Annotated in this window: 7 protein-coding genes and 3 pseudogenes; 3 read left to right on the forward strand and 7 right to left on the reverse strand. The window is 70.8% G+C overall.

What is annotated here, in order from left to right:
- Window positions 1–20: 20 nt before the first annotated feature.
- Complete coding sequence (locus tag OG562_RS04290) at window positions 21–1,871, forward strand: non-ribosomal peptide synthetase (protein ID WP_266393753.1); 1,851 nt, start codon at window positions 21–23, stop codon at window positions 1,869–1,871.
- 45 nt (window positions 1,872–1,916) lie between these two features.
- Here OG562_RS04290 and OG562_RS04295 read toward each other — a convergent pair whose 3' ends face one another.
- Entirely contained in the window at window positions 1,917–3,452 is a 1,536-nt protein-coding gene (locus OG562_RS04295) for an amidase (protein WP_266393755.1), read from the reverse strand.
- 5 nt (window positions 3,453–3,457) lie between these two features.
- Window positions 3,458–3,619 carry a hypothetical protein gene (locus OG562_RS04300; RefSeq protein ID WP_266393757.1) on the reverse strand — a complete coding sequence of 54 codons (162 nt, stop codon included), beginning with the start codon at window positions 3,617–3,619 and terminating at the stop codon, window positions 3,458–3,460.
- Between the two features lie 330 nt (window positions 3,620–3,949).
- Between OG562_RS04300 and OG562_RS04305 the strand changes: the two genes are divergently transcribed.
- Window positions 3,950–5,263, forward strand: coding sequence for an NDP-hexose 2,3-dehydratase family protein (locus OG562_RS04305; protein WP_266393759.1), 1,314 nt, complete (start codon window positions 3,950–3,952; stop codon window positions 5,261–5,263).
- Window positions 5,233–6,417 carry a Gfo/Idh/MocA family protein gene (locus OG562_RS04310; protein WP_266393761.1) on the forward strand — a complete coding sequence of 395 codons (1,185 nt, stop codon included), beginning with the start codon at window positions 5,233–5,235 and terminating at the stop codon, window positions 6,415–6,417. Before OG562_RS04305 ends, OG562_RS04310 begins: the two co-directional genes overlap by 31 nt.
- On the opposite strand, the gene OG562_RS04315 is transcribed toward OG562_RS04310, so the two are convergent.
- The 5 genes and pseudogenes from OG562_RS04315 to OG562_RS45965 form a co-directional block, all read right to left on the reverse strand.
- Window positions 6,395–7,144, reverse strand: coding sequence for a thioesterase II family protein (locus OG562_RS04315; RefSeq protein ID WP_266393763.1), 750 nt, complete (start codon window positions 7,142–7,144; stop codon window positions 6,395–6,397). The two genes, OG562_RS04310 and OG562_RS04315, sit on opposite strands and share 23 nt — an antisense overlap.
- 79 nt (window positions 7,145–7,223) lie before the next feature.
- A complete protein-coding gene (locus OG562_RS45955; protein WP_353962847.1) occupies window positions 7,224–12,047 on the reverse strand; it encodes a beta-ketoacyl synthase N-terminal-like domain-containing protein in 4,824 nt (1,607 codons plus the stop codon).
- 23 nt (window positions 12,048–12,070) lie between these two features.
- Window positions 12,071–17,245, reverse strand: a pseudogene (locus OG562_RS45960) (beta-ketoacyl reductase); the annotation flags it as partial.
- 150 nt (window positions 17,246–17,395) lie between these two features.
- Window positions 17,396–19,002, reverse strand: a pseudogene (locus tag OG562_RS46200) (beta-ketoacyl reductase); the annotation flags it as partial.
- Window positions 18,976–22,572, reverse strand: a pseudogene (locus OG562_RS45965) (type I polyketide synthase); the annotation flags it as partial. The pseudogenes OG562_RS46200 and OG562_RS45965, both read right to left, overlap by 27 nt.
- Window positions 22,573–22,588: the final 16 nt, after the last annotated feature.

Raw genomic sequence — 22,588 nt, forward strand, 5'->3', positions numbered from 1 at the left:
GGGACGTCATGGTGGGAAACGTGGGAACCCCGGCCGTCGCGCACGCGCTGACCGGCCCGGTCCGCCCGGTGTCCGGTCCCCTGCTGCCGGAGCTGCTCGACCGGGCCGCGGCCGTCTGCCCCGACGCGACGGCACTGGTCACACCGGACGCGGTGTACACGTACGCGGAACTCCACGCGCGGGTCCAGCGGCTGGCCCGCCAGGTGGCCGAGTCCACGGCGACGGCCACGGACGGCGACGTGCTCGTCGCGGTGCTGCTGCCCCGTACCGCAGACTCGGTCGTGGCCCTGCTCGCCGTGCTCACGGCGGGCGCCACGTATGTGCCGGTCGACAGCGGATATCCGGCACAACGGATCTCGGCCATGCTCGCCGACGCCCGCCCACAGCTGCTGATCTCCACCCGCGAGCTCGCCGCGGAGCGGGCTTCCGGTGTCGCGGCGCTGCTCCTGGACGACCCGCAGGCGGCCTCGGCGCTCGCCGCGCAGCCCTGCGCCGCACTCGGCGACGAGGACCGCGTGCGGGCGCTCTCCGCCCGGGGTGCGGCGTACGTCCTGTTCACCTCGGGCTCGACCGGCCGGCCCAAGGGCGTGGTCGTCGAGCATGGCTCCCTGCTGAACCTCCTCGTCTCCCACCGTGAGCTGTTCTTCGGTCCGGCGACCGCGCACCTCGGACGTTCCCGGCTGCGCGTGGCGCACACCGCCGCGCTGTCCTTCGACGCCGCGTGGGATCCGGTGCTGTGGCTGTTCGAGGGACACGAACTGCACCTGGTCGACGAGACGACCCGCCGCGACCCGGCCCTGTTGGTCCGGTACATCGCGGACCACCGCATCGACGTCGTCGAGACGACACCGACGTACGCCGAACAACTGGACCACTGCGGCCTGTTCGCCGACACGGGGGCACATCGTCTCGGGGTGCTGGCACTCGGCGGCGAGCCCGTCGGCGCCGAGCAGTGGACGAGGCTGCGGGCGCTGCCGCAGCTGCTCGCCCTCAACCTGTACGGGCCGAGCGAGTGCACCGTCGACGCGTTCGTCGCACCGCTGTCCGCCTACCCGGCGCCCACGATCGGGCGGCCCGTCGCCAACACGGTGGCGTACGTCCTGGACGACGAGGGAAGACCGTGCGCTCCCGGTGAGACCGGCGAGCTCCATCTGGCGGGCGCCGGTGTCGCCCGCGGCTACCTCGGCCGTCCCGACCTGACCGCCGAGCGCTTCCTCGACGACCCCTGGCGGCCGGGGGGACGCGTGTACCGCACGGGCGACCTGGTGCGGCGGACGCCCGAGGGGACGGTCGTCTTCGTCGGCCGCGCGGACGGTCAGGTGAAACTGCACGGGCAACGGCTCGAGGTCGGCGAGGTGGAGGCCGTGCTGCTGCGCCACGAGAGCGTGGCGCAGGCCGTGGTGGTGCTGCGCGAGGACGTGCCCGGGGCGCGGCGGCTGGTCGGGTACGTGGTGGCCGCCCCGGGGGCGCGGTGCGAACCCGGGGAGCTGTCGGCCCACGCGGGCGAGTCGCTGCCCCCGTACATGGTGCCGTCCGAGGTGGTGCCGATGGAGGTGCTGCCCCTGTCCCCCAACGGCAAGCTGGACCGTACCGCGCTGCCGCGCCCGGAGCACGCGGGCCGTGCGGGGCGCACCGGCGCCCGGACGGTTCCCGCCACGCCGGCGGAGCGGCTGATGTGCCGGCACTTCGCGGATGTCCTGGGCGGCTCCGACGTGGGACCGCAGGACGACTTCTTCCTCAGCGGCGGTGACAGCATGAGCGCCATCCGCCTCGTCGCCGCCCTGCGTACGCAAGGGTGGGCGCTGCGGTTGCAGGACGTCTTCGAGCACCGGACCCCTCAGGCTCTCGCCGACCTCGTCGAGAGCGCCTGAGGTCCGTCCCACCCGCGCCCGCGCCGGTGGGACGGACGGTCCCGGTCAGTCCGTGGCCGGCTCGGCGACGGGCCACGGCCCGCCGTTCAACGTCTCGTACAGACGGCCGAGCCGCAGCAGCACGGCCTCCCCGCGGGGGCGCCCCATGAACTGCAGGCCCACCGGCAGACCGTCCTGCGGCCGACCGCAGGGAACGGACAGCGCGGGCAGCCCGGTCAGGCTGGCGGGATGCGCGAAACGGGTGCTGGCCACCGGTACGACGTCCATGCCGCCGTCGGGCTGCGGCAGGAAGAACTCACCGTGCTCGACGGGGGTGATGGCGACGGTCGGCAGCACGAAGGCGTCGACGCCCTCGAACGCCTCCCGCCACCGGTTGTGCAGGAGCTGCCGGACGCGCAGCGCGTCGATGTAGTCGCGGGCGGGCACCAGCGCGCCCTCCTCCAGCCGGTCGCGGGTGGTCGGATGCAGTTCGACGCCGCTCTCCAGCGTCGTCCGGTGACCGGCGCTCGCCTCCGCCGCCATGATCAAGGAGACCGCCGGTGACACCATGTCGGCCAGGGGCAGAGCGACGCGTACGACACGAGCACCCAGCTCGGCCAGCGACTCCACCGCGGCGGCGACCCGTTCGGCCACATCCGGGGCGCAGCGCGCGAACAGCGCGTCGTCGGGCACCGCGAGGGTCAGTCCGACGGCGGAGCCGAGCCGGGCGGCGGACGAGCCGACGCCGGTGGCCACGGAGACGGCGGGACCGCCGAGGACGGCGAGGGCGAGCGCGGCGTCCTCCACGGAGCGGGCCAGCACCCCCGGTGTGTCCAGCGACCAGGAGAGCGCCGTCGTCCCGTCCGAGGGGAGCAGCCCGAAGGTGGGCTTGAGCCCGACCACCCCGCACATGGCGGCCGGGATACGGACCGAGCCGCCGGTGTCGGTGCCGAGCGCGAGGGGGCCGAGTCCGGCCGCCACGGCCGCGGCCGCGCCACCGCTGGACCCCCCGGCGGAGCGCTCGGGGCACCGCGGGTTGCGGGTCCCCGGAGTGACCGTCCCGAAGGCGAACTCGTCCATCCGCGTCTTGCCCAGGACGAGGGCGCCGGCCGCACGCAGTCGCGCCACCACGGCGGCGTCCGCCGCGGCGGGCGTCCCCCCGGCGCGGCGCAGCGCCTGCGAACCGGCCCATGTCGGCGTGCCGGCCACGTCGAAGAGGTCCTTGACGGAGACCGGCACACCGTCCAGCGGACCCAAGGGGCCGCTCTGCGCGATGCGCTTGCCGGACCGCTCCGCCTCCTCGAGCACCTGCTCCTCCAGGACCACGGTGTACGCGCCGACGGCCGACTCGGTCTCCCGGATCCGCGCGAGGAGCCGGCTCACCAGGTCGACCGGGCTCAGGCTGCCCTCAGCGACGCGCGCCGCGGCCTCGACCGCGGTCAGCTCGTACGCGCCGGCCGATCCGGTGTCCGGCTCCAGGGCTGATCCGGTACCCGGCGCGACGGCCGGTCCGGTACCCGGCGCGACGGCCGGTCCGGTACCCGGCGCGACGGCCGGTCCGGTACCCGTGGCGGGCTCGGCGAAGGACTCGGTGTCTGCCATCGTCCTCACTCCCATTCGATGCGCAACGCGGGGCGCAGCCGCTCCCCGTCCAGATCCACGGCGTCCAGCGCCCTGCCACAGCCGAGGAGGCGTCCCCGGCGCTGGTCCAGCGCCGCCCACCGGTCCGGGGCGAGGGTGAGCCGGAACGCCTCGACGAGGACGCCCACCGGCGATTCACTCGCCTTCTGCTTTTCTTCCGTATTCTGTGTTTCTTCCGCCAATTCAATTCCCTGCCTCAGGACCGGACCCGGTCAGGTCCACCCACTGTCAGGCGGAAAACTAGCAAGAATACACCGCACCTTCCGGCCCCTGCATTTCCCTCAGGGGTGATTAGGGGGACGATAGGGGGGGTTGACCTCCGTATTCTCCACACAGTGACCACACCTGCAGCGACAACGGGCACGGGCCTTCGCGATCGGGGGACGGGCGCCAGTACTCGGCGTCCGGGGCCCCGGTGGGAACGGCGGACCACGGCACTTCTGGCCGAGTCGGCCGAAATGACGGAGAAGGGCGTCCAGTTGGCGACGGCGGACTTCGCCGACTGGCTCGCCGAACGCAGACGCGAGCACGTCTTCGCGGTGCGCAGGATCGACTTCGCGGATCTCAAGGGATGGCATTTCATCTCCCGCACCGGAAACCTGGTACACAATTCCGGACGCTTCTTCACGGTCGAGGGACTTCATGTACGCACCACGACCGGCCTCTTCCCCGAGTGGCATCAGCCGATCATCCGGCAGCCCGAGGTGGGCATTCTCGGGATTCTGGCGAAGGAGTTCGACGGGGTCCTGCACTTTCTGATGCAGGCGAAGATGGAACCGGGGAATCCGAACCTTCTCCAGCTGTCCCCGACCGTGCAGGCGACCCGCAGCAACTACACACGGGTGCACCGCGGTTCGCCGGTCCGCTATCTGGAGTACTTCGCCGGGCCGCGCCGGGGGCGGGTGCTCGCCGACGTGCTGCAGTCCGAGCACGGCTCGTGGTTCTACCGCAAGAACAACCGCAACATGATCGTCGAGACGAGTGACGAGGTGCCACCGCACCCCGACTTCTGCTGGCTCACCCTGGGCCAGCTGGACGCCCTGCTCGGCCGTGACAACACCGTCAACATGGATGCGCGCACCGTGCTGTCGAGTCTGCCGCCCCGCACCGACGACCCGGCCGGCCGTCTCGCGCTGAACCCGGACGTCGACGTGCTGAGCTGGCTCACCGAGCACCGCTCCACCCACGACTGGACCATCGAGCCGGTGCCGCTGCTGGGGCTGCCCGAATGGCGGCGCACCGAGCGCGAGATCACCCGCGAGGACGGGCGCTACTTCGACGTCGTCGCCGTGGCCGTAGAGGCCGCCAGCCGGGAGGTCACGAGCTGGACCCAGCCCCTGATCGAGCCGCGCGGCGAGGGGGTGACCGCGTTTCTCGTGCACGAGTTCGACGGGGTGCCCCATGTCCTGGCGCACGCCCGGATGGAGGGCGGCCTGCCCGGTGTGGTGGAGGTGGCGCCCACCGTGCAGTGCGTACCGGAGAACTATCCGGCCGACCGGCGTCCACGCCACCTCGACCAGGTGCTGTCCGCTCCGCCGTCCCGGATCCGCTACTCGGCGCTCCACTCGGAGGAGGGCGGCCGCTTCCGCGACGCGGTCAGCCGCTATCTGCTGGTCGACGCCGAGGACGCCCTGGCTCGTGAGCAACTTCCTCCGGATTACGCCTGGTTGAGCGTCCGGCAACTGGAGCGGCTGACCGGCGCCGGACTCGCCGTGAACGTACAGGCGCGGACGCTGCTGGCGTGTCTGCGCTCCGTGCCGGACGCGTCATGACCACGGCCCCGGGCACAGACACGGGCGTCGGCACGGGCGTCGGCACGGGCACAGGCGTCGGTATCGCCACGGACGCCGGCTCCCCCTCCGCCACGGACGCCGACACCCGCTCCGGCACTGGCATCGGTACCCGCTCCGGCCCCGGACCCGGCCCCGAAGCCGCTTGTGCCCCGTTGCGGATCGGTGTGCTCGGTGCGGCCTCCATCGCCCGGCGGCGGATGCTTCCCGCGTTCGCCGCCGCGCCCGAGACGCGGATCACCGCGATCGCCACCCGTGAACCGGGCCGCTGCGACGACCTCGCCGACGCCCACGGCTGCGCCGCCGTCACGGGATACGGGGCGATGCTCGCCCGGCCGGACGTCGACGCCGTGTACATCCCGACCCCCGCCTCGCTGCACGCGCGCTGGGCCCATGAAGCGCTGCTGGCCGGCAAGCACGTCCTGGTCGAGAAGCCGCTGACCTCCGACCCGGCCGAAGCGACACGGCTCACCGCACTCGCCGCGTCCCGCTCCCTCGTCCTGATGGAGAACGTGATGTTCGTCCATCATGGCGCGCACTCCAGGGTCGCCGAGCTGGTGCGCTCCGGCACGATCGGCCGACTACGGCACTTCCAGGCCGTGTTCACCATCCCTGCCCTGCCCGACGATGACATACGGCACCGGCCTGACCTGGGCGGCGGCGCCCTCGTCGATGTCGGCGTGTACCCGCTGCGCGCCGCCGGCCACTTCCTCGGCACGGGGCTCCAGGTGGCGGGCGCCACGCTGGTGGACGAGCCACGGTACGGAGTGGACACAGCCGGCGCCGTCCTGCTGCGCACGCCCGGCCCCGACCCCGTCACGGCGCACCTCGTGTTCGGCATGCGCCACGCCTACGAGTCGTCCTACGAACTGTGGGGCAGCCACGGCCGTATCCGGGTCGAGCGGGCCTTCACTCCGCCCGCCGATCAGGCGCCGATCGTACGGGTGCGCACCGACCGGGAACAGACCCACGGCCTGCCGGCGGAGGACCAGGTCCGCGCCACGGTAAGGGCGTTCGCCTCGGCCGCGCTGGGCCGGCCCGGCGCGGCCGAGGCGGCCCGGCTGGGCGCGCAGTGGGCGGTCGAGCTGGCCCGGCTGCTCGCCGCCGTGCGCGTCACAGCCTCAGGTGCCGCCTGACGACGTCGAGGACCTCCCCCGACCGGTCGTTGAGGTAGAAGTGTCCGCCGGGAAAGACATGCACATCGCAGGGACCGCCGGTGTGCGCGGCCCAGGAACGGGCCTCCGCCACCGTCGTCGTGCTGTCGTCGTCACCGGTGAGCACGGTGACCGGGCAGCCGAGCAGGTCACCGGGGCGCGGCTCGTACGTCTCCACGGCCCGGTAGTCGCCGCGGATCGTCGGCAGCACCATGCGCAGCAGTTCCTCGTTCTCGAAGACCTGGTCGTCGGTGCCGCTCAGCGCGCGCACGGCGCGCATCAGGTCCGTGTCGCTGCGCTTGTGCAGGTCCTCGCTGGGCCGCAGCGCCGAGGGCGCACGCCGCCCCGACACGAACAGCCGTACCGGAGCGCGGCCGGCTTCCTCCAGACGCAACGCCACCTCGTGAGCGACCAGGGCTCCCATGCTGTGCCCGAACAGGGCGAGGGGGCGGTCGTCGGACCCCGCCACGGCCTCGGTGATCCGCTCGGCCAGCTCCTGGACGCTGCCCAGCGGCTGCTCCGTACGGCGGTCCTGGCGCCCGGGGTACTGCACGGCCAGGACATCGGCGCCGGGCGCGAGCGCGCGGGCCACCGGAACGTAGTAACTGGCCGCTCCACCCGCGTGCGGCAGGCACAGCAGCCGGACGGCGGCGTCGGGAGCGGGCTGGTATCGGCGTATCCATACGCCGCTGTCGACCGCAGAGGTCATCACTGTTCTCGCTTCCTTGCGATGGGTCCAGCGGGTCGACCGTCCCGGGGGCCGTGCGGCCCCCGGAACGGTCCGAGGGTCAGGTGACGGGAAGTTCGGCGGCGAGCTCCCGGCCGAGGTGCTGGGCGAGCTCGGCCGGATTGAGGTGGTCGTAGATGAGCTCGGCGGTCAGCCGCAGCCCGGTGACAGCGCTGAGTCGGTGGCTGAACTCGACCGCTGTGAGGGAGGCGAAGCCGAGGTCCATGAAATCGCCCTCCGCGGTGATCCCCTCCACTGAGAAGTGGCCGAGGACGGCAGCGACCTGCCCGCGTACCAGCTCCACCAGGGTCTCGACCCGCTGCACCGCGTCTCGCTCCGCGAGCACGCGGCGCAGCGACTCCGGTCCGTCGACGCCCGCGAGGAGTCCGGCCGCGTCTCCCGCGGCCGCCGGCCCCGCCGCGTCGAGGGCGGCACGGGCCTGGGGAATCCGCACGAGGAAGCGGTGCCCTCGCGCGTCGGGCCGCTGAGCGACGTACCGCGCCCAGTCCGTGCTGGTCGTCGCGAGCACTCCGTCACCCCGGTCGACGGCCCGGCCCAGCACCGCGGGGGCGAGGGTGTCGGGGTCGGCGGCCACCAGCCGTACCGTGACCCCGCCCGCGGTGCGCTCACGGGCCACAGCCTCGAGCCAGGCGGCCATCGCGGCGCGGACGGGGTCGGTGAGGGTGGGGGTGGGGGTGGGTATGGGGGCGGAGGCGGGGACGGGGACGGGGACGGAGACAGCAGGGCGACTGCCTGAGGCGGGGCTCCTGTCGTCATCGAGGTCGGCGCCGTGTTCGTCGGCGCCGTGTTCGTCGGTGCCGTGTTCGTCGGTGCCGTGTTCGTCGGTGCCTCCGAGCAGGTCGGTGATCGGCACCACGAGGAACACCGCGACGGGGTCCGGGCCTTCGGCGAGCGCCGCCAAGGGGCCGACCATGGACAGTTCCGCGCCCAGCAGCCCGTCCAGCGTCTTGTCCAACGGCCCGTCGGCCACCTCGGTCCCCGGCATGTGGATCACGGCCGTAAGGGGAGAGTCGGACCCGGAGTCGCCGACCGCTGAGGCGCGCGGGACATCGCCGGTCGGGAATTCTACGACGGTGGAGTCGGCCCGGTCCTCGACGAACCGGACGTGCGGAACACCGGCGGCGAGCAGCCGGTCGGCGACCCGGTCACGCCATGCCCCGTCGCCGCCGCTGATCAGCACCGTACCGCGCAGGGCCGCGGGAAGAGTCTCGGCGGCGGACCCCACCGGGGCGGGGGCCGACGGGGTCGCGACCGGAATGAGCCGACGGGCGAAGACACCCGCGTCGCGAAGCGCCAGCTCGGTCTCGCCGGTCTCCCCGGACCAGGCCAGTATTCCCGGGAGCCTGGACAGGACCCGGTTGTTCCAGTCCTCCTGGAGATCCACGACACCGGCCCAGCGCGTGGCAGCGCCGTCGGCGAGCACCCGGCCGAGCCCCCAAACCACGGCCTGAGCAGGTGCGGTGACCCGATCGGACGTACCGCTGGCCACGGCTCCCGAGGTCAGGGACCACACGGGCGCCGTCATGCCGCAGTCGGACAGCGCACGCAACAGGGCCAGTGTCCCTGCCGCGGCCCGCCTCGGATCGAACTGCGCGGAGGAAAGGACAGGGGGGGAGGTGGAGGTGGAAGCAGAAGCGGGGGCGGGGGCGGGGGCCGGGGCGGGGGCGGGGGCCGGGGCGGGGGCGGGGGCCGGGGCGGGGGACAGCGGTAGCAGTGACAGGACGCCGACGGGATCCTTTCCGGACGACAGCAGCGACTGCAGCTGCGGCAGAAGACTGTCGTATGCGGTCTGCGCGGTTTCAGCCCCGGACTCGCTCACCGGAGCGGCCGTCAGGACGTGTACGTCCGCGCCTGCGGCGGTGAGCACTCCGCCGATACGGGTCACCAGCTCGTCGTCGGCGGCGAGTTGCGCGGGCACGGCCAGCAGCCACGTGCCGTCCAGGCGCGATGCCATGTCGCCGCCCGGGCTCACCGCGGTCCAACCGATGCGGTAGTGGGGCAGGGGCATGGCGGCCCTCCGCCGCCCCAGCCACGAGGAGAGCACGGGCAGCGCCGTCCTCATGGCCTCCTCGTCCTCTGGTACGTCGAGGTCCAGGAGGCTCGCCAGCGTTGCCATGTCCGCATGGGCGATGGCTTTCCAGAAGCGGGCATCTGTGTCCAAGACGGGTGTGTCCGGGGTGGCGGTGGCCGAGGTGGTCATGGTTGAGGAGGTGGTGTCATCCTCGGCTTCCGGATTCTCGGGGTCCTGGGTGGTCTGGGTGGTCTGGGTGGTCTGGGTGGTCTGGGTGACGGAGAACTCCGTGGGGTCCAGCCAGTAGTGCTCCCGCTGGAAGGCGTAGGTGGGCAGTTCTACCCGGTGGGCGGCGGGGAGGACCGCGGCCCAGTCGACCGCCGTGCCGGCCGTGTGCAGCCGTCCCACGGCCGTCATCGCCGACCGCGCCTCGTCCCGGTCGCGTCGCAGCACCGGCACACTCGCGACGTCCTGGAGGCACTGACCGACCAGCCCGGCCAGCACCGCGTCCGGACCCACCTCCACGAACACCCGCGCACCCTGGGCGTGCAGCACACCGACAGCGTCGGAGAAACGCACCGCATCACGCACATGCCGCACCCAGTACTCGGGGGCGGCGATCTCCTCTCCTACGACGGCGCCCGTCACCGCCGACACGAACGGCAGCGTCGGAGCGGTGAAGCGCAGACCCTCGAGAACGGCGCGGAAGTCGTCCAGCATCGGCTCCATCAACGGCGAATGGAAGGCATGACTGACCGTGAGCCGCCTGGTGCGGGCCCCGCGCGCGGCGAGCTCCGTCACGATCTCGCCCACCGCCGCCTCCACACCCGAGACGACAAGCGAGGCCGGCCCGTTCACGGCCGCGACGCCCACCTCGTGCTCACGCCCCGCCAACAGCCCACGCACCTCGTCCTCGCCCGCCTCCACCGCGGCCATCGCACCGCCAGAAGGCAGCCGCTGCATCAGCCGGCCACGAGCCGCGACCAGAACACAGGCGTCCTCCAGCGAGAAGACCCCCGCCAGATGCGCGGCCGCGATCTCACCGATCGAATGCCCCGCCACCATGTCCGGACGGATCCCCCACGACTCCAGCAGCCGGAACAGCGCCACCTCCAACGCGAACAACGCAGGCTGCGCGAACTCCGTCCGCGCCAACACACCCGCGTCCTCGCCCCACATCACATCCCGCAGCACCCCCGACCCCGCCACCAGCGGCTCCAACACCCCCAAAACCTCATCCAACACCCTCGCGAACACCGGGAACGTACGCGCCAGCTCCCGGCCCATACCCAGCCGCTGCGCACCCTGCCCCGTGAACAAGAACGCCGACATGCCCCCGACGACCGGTTCCGACGACGTCACAGAAGCAAGCCCCGCCAACAACTCCTCCCGATCGGCGCCCACCACCACCGCCCGGTGCTCCAGCACACCGCGCTCCGTGGCCAACGAGAACGCCACATCCACCGGCCGCACCCCCGGCCGCCGCGCCACGAACGACCGCAACCGCCCCGCCTGAGCCACCAACGCCGACTCAGACCCGCCACTGATCACCCACGGCACCACCGACCCATCCACCGGCTCCAACATCGCCTCAGGGACCTCGGCCGTCTGCGGCGCCTGCTCGACGATCACGTGAGCGTTCGTGCCGCTGAACCCGAACGACGAGACGCCCGCCCGGCGAGGTTCGCCCGTCTCGGGCCAGGACGTCTCCTCGGAGAGCAGTCGTACGGCGCCGTCCGACCAGTCGATGTGCGGCGACGGCTCATCGACATGCAGCGTCCGCGGCAGCACACCCGCCCGCAACGCCATCACCATCTTGATCACACCGCCCACCCCGGCGGCGGCCTGCGCATGCCCGATGTTCGACTTCAACGACCCCAACCACAACGGCCGCTGTCCATCCCCACGCGCCTGCCCGTACGTCGCCTGCAACGCCTGCGCCTCGATCGGATCACCCAACGTGGTCCCCGTACCATGCGCCTCCACCGCATCCACCTGACCCGCCGACAACCCGGCCGAGGCCAGGGCCTGGCGGATCACCCGCTGCTGTGACGGACCGTTCGGCGCGGTCAGCCCGTTCGACGCACCGTCCTGATTGATCGCGCTGCCCCGCACCACAGCCCACACCGGATGCCCCAACCGCCGCGCATCCGACAACCGCTCCACCAACAGCATCCCCGCACCCTCAGCCCACCCCGTGCCGTCCGCATCGGCGGAGAACGCCCTGCACCGCCCGTCCGAGGAAAGACCGCGATGCCGGCTGAAGTTCACGAACGCACCCGGCGTCGCCATCACCGTCACCCCGCCCGCCAACGCCATGTCGCACTCACCCGACCGCAACGCCTGCGCCGCCAGATGCAACGCCACCAACGACGACGAACACGCCGTGTCCACCGTCACCGCCGGACCCTCCAGCCCGAACGTGTAAGAAAGCCGACCCGACGCCACACTCGCCGCCGTCCCCGTGCCCATCAGCCCCTCCATATGCCCGGGCACCTCACGCAGCCGCGACCCGTAATCGTGATACATCACCCCCGCGAACACACCCGTACGACTCCCCCGCAACCCCACCGGATCCACACCCGCCCGCTCAAACGCCTCCCACGACACCTCCAACAACAACCGCTGCTGCGGATCCATCGCCAACGCCTCACGCGGCGAAATACCAAAGAACCCCGCATCGAACTCCGCCGCACGATGCAAAAACCCACCCTCACGCGAATACGTCGTACCCGCATGATCCGGATCCGGATCGAACAGAGCCTCCACATCCCAACCACGGTCCTCCGGGAAGCCGGAGATCGCGTCACCGCCGGACAACACCAGGTCCCACAGGTCCTCCGGGGAGGTGATGTCACCCGGGTAACGGCAGCTCATGCCCACGATGACGATCGGATCGTCGTCGATCCCTGTGCGGGTCGGCACGGCGCCGGCACCGGCGTCCTGCGTCTCGCCGATGACCTGTGCCAGCACGAAGTCGGCCAGCGCTGCCGTGGTCGGGTAGTCGAAGACAAGGGTGGCGGGCAACCGCAGACCGGTCGCCGAGGTGAGACGGTTGCGCAGCTCGACAGCCGTCAGCGAGTCGAACCCGAGGTCGCGGAAGGACTTCTCCGGCTCGACAGCGTCCACGGAGGCATGTCCGAGGACCCCGGCCACAGCCGTGCGCACGATTCCGAGTACATGAGCTCCTCGCCGGGGCGCGTCCAGTGCGGCCAGGGTGCGCGCCAGTTCGCCACCACTCGCCTCGCCAGCCCCGGAGCCCGCGGCCCTACGCCGGGTCTGGGGCGGTATCAGACCGCTGAGCATCGTCGGCATTTCTTGTGCAAAGGCCCCGTGGCTGCGCAGCGCCGCCAGGTCTAGCTGGATCGGCACCAGCAGACCGTCATGCTCACCCCCGGCCAGCGCCCCGTCGAACAACGCCAGACCCTCCTCGTCCGACAACGCCCGCGCACCCGAACGCTCCAGCCGCCTCACATCCGCCTCCGTCAGGTCGCCGGTCATCGCGCTCGCCCGCGCCCACAGACCCCACGCCAACGACAGACCCGGCAGACCCTCCGCCCGACGCGCCTGCGCCAACGCGTCCAGGAACACATTCCCCGCCGCATAACCCGCCTGACCCGCCGTCCCGAACACACCGGCCGCCGACGAGAACAACACGAACGCCGACAAGCCCATACCCCGCGTCAGCTCATGCAGATGCCACGCCGCATCCACCTTCGGCGCCAACACCGCACCCAACCTCCCCCGTCCAACGACTCCACCACCCCGTCGTCCAGCACACCCGCCGCATGCACCACACCCGACAACACCCGACCCGACAACACACCCGCCAACCCGTCACGATCAGCCACATCACACGCCACCACCTCCACCCGAGCCCCCATCCCCGTCAACTCCCGCACCAACTCCCCCACACCCTCGGCCCCCAGACCACGCCGACTCACCAACACCAACTCCCGCACCCCGTGCACACCCACCAGATGCCGGGCCACCACACCACCCAAGACACCCGACGCACCCGTCACCAACACCGCACCCCCACCGAACACGACATCAGCAGGACCTGCAGCGGCAGGCCTCAGCCGGGCCCGGGCAAGACGCGGCACCAACACCACACCCTCCCGCACCGCCCACTGCGCCTCACCCGACGCCAACCCCGCCTCAATCGCCTCCACACCCGCATCGACAGAAACATCACCCAACACCAACCGACCCGGATGCTCCGCCTGCGCCGACCGCACCAAACCCCACACACCAGCCCACCGCACATCCACAACCACATCCCCACCACCAGCGGCACTGCCGCCGACACCGGCGGCCACCGCACCCCGCGTGACAATCACCAACCGCCGACCAGCCGACTCCTCATCAGCCAGCCACCCCTGCACCACCTCCAACACCCGCACCAACCCCTCACGAGCCACCTCCACAACCCCACCCTCAAGCACCGGGCACTCCCACACCACCACCGACTCATCCGACACCACCCCACCCGAAACCGAACCAGCCCCCGAACCCGAACCCGAACCCGAACCCGGAACCGGAACCCACTCCACCCGGAACAACGACTCAGCACGCCCTGCAACAGCCAACTGGTCCTCGGACACCTCCCGAGTCACCAGTTCCTCGACGGACACCACCAACTCACCCGCACCATCCACAGCCACCAACGAAAGACCCGCATCACCACCGAGCCCCAGACGCACCCGAAGACTCGTGGCACCACCAGCCCACAACGACACCCCACGCCACGCGAACGGAACCCGCGCACTCCCCGAATCCCCAGGCACCGCCGCTACCGCAGCATGCAGGGCCGCGTCGAGGAGAGCCGGATGCAGACCGAACTCCGCCGCAGACCCTGCTGCCTCCTCCGGCAACGTCACCTCCGCGAACACCTCGTCACCACGCCGCCACACCCCACGCAACCCCTGGAACGCAGGCCCGTACTCATACCCCCGCCCCGCCAGACCCTCGTAGAAGTCCCGTACATCCACCGACACCGCACCCCTCGGCGGCCACACCGACAGATCCACACCACCACCCGAACCACCACCCGAACCCAGAACACCACTCCCATGCAACGTCCACACACCCCCGCCCCCGGCCACCTCCAACCGGGAATACACACCAACCTCCCGCACACCCCCCTCGCCCACACCATGCACGACGACCTGAACCTGCACACCACCCGCCTCCGGCAACACCAGCGGCGTCTGCAGCGTCAGCTCCTCCAGGCGATCGCAGCCCACCTCCTCACCCGCCCGCAACGCCAACTCCACCAGCGCCGCACCCGGCACCAGAACCACACCGTGCACCGCGTGATCAGCCAGCCACGCATGCGACGCCAGCGAAACACGACCCGTGAGCAGGACACCGTCACCCTCGGCCAGAGCAACCGACGCGCCGAGGAGACCGTGACCGGGTGAGTCGAGACCCGCAGCCGTCACGTCACCGGTACCAACAGGTGCATCGAGCCAATAGCGTTCGCGCTGGAAGGCGTAGGTGGGCAGTTCTACCCGGTGGGCGGCGGGGAGGACCGCGGCCCAGTCGACCGCCGTGCCGGCCGTGTGCAGCCGTCCCACGGCCGTCATCGCCGACCGCACCTCGTCCCGATCACGCCGCAACACCGGCACACTCGCCACGTCCTGGAGGCACTGACCGACCAGCCCGGCCAGCACCGCGTCCGGACCCACCTCCACGAACACCCGCGCACCCTGGGCGTGCAGCACACCGACAGCGTCGGAGAAACGCACCGCATCACGCACATGCCGCACCCAGTACTCGGGGCTGGCGATCTCCTCTCCTACGACGGCGCCCGTCACCGCCGACACGAACGGCAGCGTCGGAGCGGTGAAGCGCAGACCCTCGAGAACGGCGCGGAAATCGTCCAGCATCGGCTCCATCAACGGCGAATGGAAGGCATGGCTCACCGTGAGCCGCCTGGTGCGGGCCCCGCGCGCGGCGAGCTCCGTCACGATCTCGCCCACCGCCGCCTCCACACCCGAGACGACAAGCGAGGCCGGCCCGTTCACGGCCGCGACGCCCACCTCGTGCTCACGCCCCGCCAACAGCCCACGCACCTCGTCCTCGCCCGCCTCCACCGCGGCCATCGCACCGCCAGAAGGCAGCCGCTGCATCAGCCGGCCACGAGCCGCGACCAGAACACAGGCATCCTCCAGCGAGAAGACCCCCGCCAGATGCGCGGCCGCGATCTCACCGATCGAATGCCCCGCCACCATGTCCGGACGGATCCCCCACGACTCCAGCAGCCGGAACAGCGCCACCTCCAACGCGAACAACGCAGGCTGCGCGAACTCCGTCCGCGCCAACACATCCACGTCCTCGCCCCACATCACATCCCGCAGCACCCCCGACCCCGCCACCAGCGGCTCCAACACCCCCAAAACCTCATCCAACACCCTCGCGAACACCGGGAACGTACGCGCCAGCTCCCGGCCCATACCCAGCCGCTGCGCACCCTGCCCCGTGAACAAGAACGCCGCCCGACCCGCCCCCGGGGCCTCCACCGGCACCACCGCATCCAACCCCGCCAGCAGCTCCTCCCGATCGGCGCCCACCACCACCGCCCGGTGCTCCAGCACACCACGCTCCGTGGCCAACGAGAACGCCACATCCACCGGCCGCACCCCCGGCCGCCGCGCCACGAACGACCGCAACCGCCCCGCCTGAGCCACCAACGCCGACTCAGACCCGGCACTGATCACCCACGGCACCACCGACCCATCCACCGGCTCCAACATCGCCTCAGGGACCTCGGCCGTCTGCGGCGCCTGCTCGACGATCACGTGAGCGTTCGTGCCGCTGAACCCGAACGACGAGACGCCCGCCCGACGCGGCTCACCGGTCGCAGGCCACTCCTGCTCCTCCGCCAGCAGACGCACCTCACCCGCCGACCAGTCGATGTGCGACGACGGCTCCTCCACATGCAACGTCCGCGGCAGCACACCCGCCCGCAACGCCATCACCATCTTGATCACACCACCCACACCCGCAGCAGCCTGCGCATGCCCGATATTCGACTTCAACGACCCCAACCACAACGGCCGCCCGGCATCAGCCCGCTCCTGCCCATACGTCGCCAAGAGGGCCTGCGCCTCGATCGGGTCCCCCAACGTGGTCCCCGTCCCATGCGCCTCCACCGCATCCACCTGACCCGCCTGCAGTCCGGCCGAGGCCAGGGCCTGGCGGATCACCCGCTGCTGCGACGGACCGTTCGGCGCGGTCAGCCCGTTCGACGCACCGTCCTGATTCACCGCACTGCCCCGCACCACAGCCCACACCGGATGCCCCAACCGCCGCGCATCCGACAACCGCTCCACCAACAACATCCCCGCACCCTCAGCCCACCCCGTGCCGTCCGCATCGGCGGAGAACGCCCTGCACCGCCCGTCCGAGGAAAGACCGCGATGCCGGCTGAAGTTCACGAACGCACCCGGCGTCGCCATCACCGTCACCCCGCCCGCCAACGCCATGTCGCACTCACCCGACCGCAACGCCTGCGCCGCCAGATGCAACGCCACCAACGACGACGAACACGCCGTGTCCACCGTCACCGCCGGACCCTCCAGCCCGAACGTGTAAGAAAGCCGACCCGACGCCACACTCGCCGCCGTCCCCGTGCCCATCAGCCCCTCCATATGCCCGGGCACCTCACGCAGCCGCGACCCGTAATCGTGATACATCACCCCCGCGAACACACCCGTACGACTCCCCCGCAACCCCACCGGATCCACACCCGCCCGCTCAAACGCCTCCCACGACACCTCCAACAACAACCGCTGCTGCGGATCCATCGCCAACGCCTCACGCGGCGAAATACCAAAGAACCCCGCATCGAACTCCGCCGCACGATGCAAAAACCCACCCTCACGCGAATACGTCGTACCCGCATGATCCGGATCCGGATCGAACAGAGCCTCCACATCCCAACCACGATCGGTCGGAAACTCGGAAATCGCGTCCCGCCCAGCAGTCACCAGACTCCACAAATCCTCCGGCGACTCCACACCACCCGGGAAACGGCACCCCATCCCCACAATCGCTATCGGCTCATCATTGGCCACCACGTTGGCCACCGGTGCTGTGCCCGTGAATGCCGGTACACCTACGAGCTGAGCCAGCACGTATTCAGCGAGTTCAGCAGAGGTCGGATAGTCGAAGACAAGGGTGGCGGGCAACCGCAGACCGGTCGCCGAGGTGAGACGGTTGCGCAGCTCGACAGCCGTCAGCGAGTCGAACCCGAGGTCGCGGAAGGACTTCTCCGGCTCGACAGCGTCCACGGAGGCATGTCCGAGGACCCCGGCCACAGCCGTGCGCACGATTCCGAGTACATGAGCTCCTCGCCGGGGCGCGTCCAGTGCGGCCAGGGTGCGCGCCAGTTCGCCACCACTCGCCTCGCCAGCCCCGGAGCCCGCGGCCCTACGCCGGGTCTGGGGCGGTATCAGACCGCTGAGCATCGTCGGCATTTCTTGTGCAAAGGCCCCGTGGCTGCGCAGCGCCGCCAGGTCTAGCTGGATCGGCACCAGCAGACCGTCATGCTCACCCCCGGCCAGCGCCCCGTCGAACAACGCCAGACCCTCCTCGTCCGACAACGCCCGCGCACCCGAACGCTCCAGCCGCCTCACATCCGCCTCCGTCAGGTCGCCGGTCATCGCGCTCGCCCGCGCCCACAGACCCCACGCCAACGACAGACCCGGCAGACCCTCCGCCCGACGCGCCTGCGCCAACGCGTCCAGGAACACATTCCCCGCCGCATAACCCGCCTGACCCGCCGTCCCGAACACACCGGCCGCCGACGAGAACAACACGAACGCCGACAAGCCCATGCCCCGCGTCAGCTCATGCAGATGCCACGCCGCATCCACCTTCGGCGCCAACACCGCACCCAACCTCCCCCGTCCAACGACTCCACCACCCCGTCGTCCAGCACACCCGCCGCATGCACCACACCCGACAACACCCGACCCGACAACACACCCGCCAACCCGTCACGATCAGCCACATCACACGCCACCACCTCCACCCGAGCCCCCATCCCCGTCAACTCCCGCACCAACTCCCCCACACCCTCGGCCCCCAGACCACGCCGACTCACCAGGAGCAAGTCCCGCACCCCGTGCACACCCACCAGATGCCGGGCCACCACACCACCCAAGACACCCGACGCACCCGTCACCAACACCGCACCCCCACCGAACACGACACCGGCCGAAGGCACATCACCGACAGAGAACTCAGCCCGGGCAAGACGCGGCGCCAACACCACACCCTCCCGCACCGCCCACTGCGCCTCACCCGACGCCAACCCCGCCTCAACCGCCTCCACACCCGCATCGACAGAAACATCACCCAACACCAACCGACCCGGATGCTCCGCCTGCGCCGACCGCACCAAACCCCACACACCAGCCCACCGCACATCCACAACCGCACCACCAGCACCGGCGCCGGCGCCGGCGGCCACCGCACCCCGCGTGACAATCACCAACCGCCGACCGACCGACTCCTCATCGGCCAGCCACCCCTGCACCACCTCCAACACCCGCACCAACCCCTCACGAGCCACCTCCACAACCCCACCCTCAAGCACCGGGCACTCCCACACCACCACCGACTCATCCGACACCACCCCACCCGAAACCGGAACAGCCCCCGAACCCGAACCCGAACCCGGAACCGGAACCGGAACCCACTCCACCCGGAACAACGAGTCAGCACCCGACCCACCCACCGAAGCCACCGCCACCGCCGCAGCAGCAAGCTGCTCCTCCGACACCTCCCGAGTCACCAGCTGCTCGACGGACACCACCAACTCACCCGCACCATCCACAGCCACCAACGAGACACCCGTATCACCACCGAGCCCCAGACGCACCCGAAGACTCGTGGCACCACCAGCCCACAACGACACCCCACGCCACGCGAACGGAACCCGCGCACTCCCCGAATCCCCAGGCACCGCCGCTACCGCAGCATGCAGGGCCGCGTCGAGGAGAGCCGGATGCAGACCGAACTCCGCCGCAGACCCTGCTGCCTCCTCCGGCAACGTCACCTCCGCGAACACCTCGTCACCACGCCGCCACACCCCACGCAACCCCTGGAACGCAGGCCCGTACTCATACCCCCGCCCCGCCAGACCCTCGTAGAAGCTCTCCAGAGTCACCCGCTCGGCCCCTCGCGGAGGCCACACGGCCAGGTCAGCAGCCTCCGCCCGCGCCGCGCCGGGCGCGACGAAGCCCGTTGCATGGCAGGTCCACGGGGCGTCGCCGGTGTCGTCCGCCGAGCGCGCGTACACGTCGATAGCACGAGCGTTGCGCGAGTCCGGCTCTCCGACCACCACTTGTACGTGTACGGCACCGGTGGGCGACAGGACGAGCGGTGCCTGGAGAGTCAGTTCCTCCAGGCGGTCGCAGCCGACTTCGTCACCCGCCCTCAGCGCCAGCTCCACAAGGGCGGTGCTGGGGACAAGGACCGTGCCGTGGATCTCATGGTCGGCCAGCCACGGATGCGTCGCGAGCGACAGCCGTCCGGTGAGCAATACACCGGTCCTGTCCGCCAGTGTGATAGAGCCGCCGAGCAGAGGGTGCCGTGCGGCACTGAGACCCATGGCCGACGCATCGCCTGCACCAACAGGTGCATCGAGCCAGTACCGCTCCCGCTGGAAGGCATACGTCGGCAACTCCACCCGCCGACCACCCGGCACCACCATGTTCCAGTCCACCGCCGTGCCGGCCGTGTGCAGCCGTCCCACGGCCGTCATCGCCGACCGCGTCTCGTCCCGGTCGCGTCGCAGCACCGGCACACTCGCGACGTCCTGGAGGCACTGGCCGACCAGCCCGGCCAGCACCGCGTCCGGACCCACCTCCACGAACACCCGCACACCCTGGGCGTGCAGGGCGGCAGCGGCGTCAGCGAATCGGACCGCCTCGCGTGCGTGCCGCACCCAGTACTCGGGGGCGGCGATCTCCTCTCCTACGACGGCGCCCGTCACCGCCGACACGAACGGCAGCGTCGGAGCGGTGAAGCGCAGACCCTCGAGGACCGCGCGGAAGTCGTCCAGCATCGGCTCCATCAACGGGGAGTGGAAGGCATGGCTGACCGTGAGCCGCCTGGTGCGGGCCCCGCGCGCGGCGAGCTCCGTCACGATCTCGCCCACCGCCGCCTCCAGGCCGGAGACGACGAGAGAGGTCGGCCCGTTCACGGCCGCGACGCCCACCTCGTGCTCACGCCCCGCCAACAGCGCACGCACCTCGTCCTCGCCCGCCTCGACCGCGGCCATCGCACCGCCGGAGGGCAGCCGCTGCATCAGCCGGCCACGAGCCGCGACCAGAACACAGGCATCCTCCAGCGAGAAGACCCCCGCCAGATGCGCGGCCGCGATCTCACCGATCGAATGCCCCGCCACCATGTCCGGACGGATCCCCCACGACTCCAGCAGCCGGAACAGCGCCACCTCCAACGCGAACAACGCAGGCTGCGCGAACTCCGTCCGCGCCAACACACCCGCGTCCTCGCCCCACATCACATCCCGCAGCACCCCCGACCCCGCCACCAGCGGCTCCAACACCCCCAAAACCTCATCCAACACCCTCGCGAACACCGGGAACGTACGCGCCAGCTCCCGGCCCATACCCAGCCGCTGCGCACCCTGCCCCGTGAACAAGAACGCCGACATGCCCCCGACGACCGGTTCCGACGACGTCACAGAAGCAAGCCCCGCCAACAACTCCTCCCGATCGGCGCCCACCACCACCGCCCGGTGCTCCAGCACACCACGCTCCGTGGCCAACGAGAACGCCACATCCACCGGCCGCACCCCCGGCCGCCGCGCCACGAACGACCGCAACCGCCCCGCCTGAGCCACCAACGCCGACTCAGACCCGCCACTGATCACCCACGGCACCACCGACCCATCAACCACCCCATCCACCAGCCCCGGCGCCTCCACCTCCGCGTCCACCAGACGATCAGGCGCCTCTTCGACGATCACGTGAGCGTTCGTGCCGCTGAACCCGAACGACGACACACCCGCCCGACGCGGCTCACCCGACGCAGGCCACTCCTGCTCCTCCGCCAGCAGACGCACCTCACCCGCCGACCAGTCGATGTGCGACGACGGCTCCTCCACATGCAACGTCCGCGGCAGCACACCCGCCCGCAACGCCATCACCATCTTGATCACACCGCCCACCCCGGCGGCGGCCTGCGCATGCCCGATGTTCGACTTCAACGACCCCAACCACAACGGCCGCTGTCCATCCCCACGCGCCTGCCCGTACGTCGCCTGCAACGCCTGCGCCTCGATCGGGTCCCCCAACGTGGTCCCCGTACCATGCGCCTCCACCGCATCCACCTGACCCGCCTGCAGTCCGGCCGAGGCCAGGGCCTGGCGGATCACCCGCTGCTGTGACGGACCGTTCGGCGCGGTCAGCCCGTTCGACGCACCGTCCTGATTCACCGCACTGCCCCGCACCACAGCCAGAACGGGATGCCCCAGCCGCCGCGCATCCGACAACCGCTCCACCAACAACATCCCCGCACCCTCAGCCCACCCCGTGCCGTCCGCACCCGCCGAGAACGCCTTGCACCGCCCGTCAGCCGCAAGCCCCCGCTGCCGACTGAAATTCACAAACGCCTCAGGCGTCGCCATCACCGTCACACCACCGGCCAACGCCATCTCACACTCACCCGACCGCAACGCCTGCACCGCCAGATGCAACGCCACCAACGACGACGAACACGCCGTGTCCACACTGACCGCAGGCCCCTCCAACCCGAACGTGTACGACAAACGCCCCGCAATCACACTCGTCGCGTTCCCCGTCCCCATCAAACCCTCAAGATGCGCCGGAACCTCACGCAACCGCGACGCATAATCGTGATACATCACCCCCGCGAACACACCCGTACGACTCCCCCGCAACCCCACCGGATCCACACCCGCCCGCTCAAACGCCTCCCACGACACCTCCAACAACAACCGCTGCTGCGGATCCATCGCCAACGCCTCACGCGGCGAAATGCCAAAGAACCCCGCATCGAACTCCGCCGCACGATGCAAAAACCCACCGCTCCGCCCGTAAGTCTTCCCGGGACGATCCGGATCGGGGTCGTACAGAGCCTCGACATCCCAACCACGATCGGTCGGAAACTCGGATATGGCATCGCCCCCCGATGCCACCAGACTCCACAAGTCCTCCGGCGACTCCACACCACCCGGGAAACGGCACCCCATCCCCACGATCGCAATGGCTTCGCTCGATGCGGAGAGGAGAGCGCCGGTCTGCTCACGCAACCGCTCGTTTTCCTTGAGGGAGGCGCGAAGTGCTTCGACGAGCTTGTCATTGGGCGTAGCCATGATGTGCGCTCCGAGA

This window comes from Streptomyces sp. NBC_01275, from assembly GCF_026340655.1.
Lineage (GTDB): Bacteria > Actinomycetota > Actinomycetes > Streptomycetales > Streptomycetaceae > Streptomyces.

Excerpts from the sequence above, each read along its gene's own strand:
- OG562_RS04305 (WP_266393759.1), top strand. The coding sequence starts at position 3,950 with ATGACGGAGAAGGGCGTCCAGTTGGCGACGGCGGACTTCGCCGACTGG.
- OG562_RS04315 (WP_266393763.1), bottom strand. The coding sequence starts at position 7,144 with ATGACCTCTGCGGTCGACAGCGGCGTATGGATACGCCGATACCAGCCC.
- OG562_RS04295 (WP_266393755.1), bottom strand. The coding sequence starts at position 3,452 with ATGGCAGACACCGAGTCCTTCGCCGAGCCCGCCACGGGTACCGGACCG.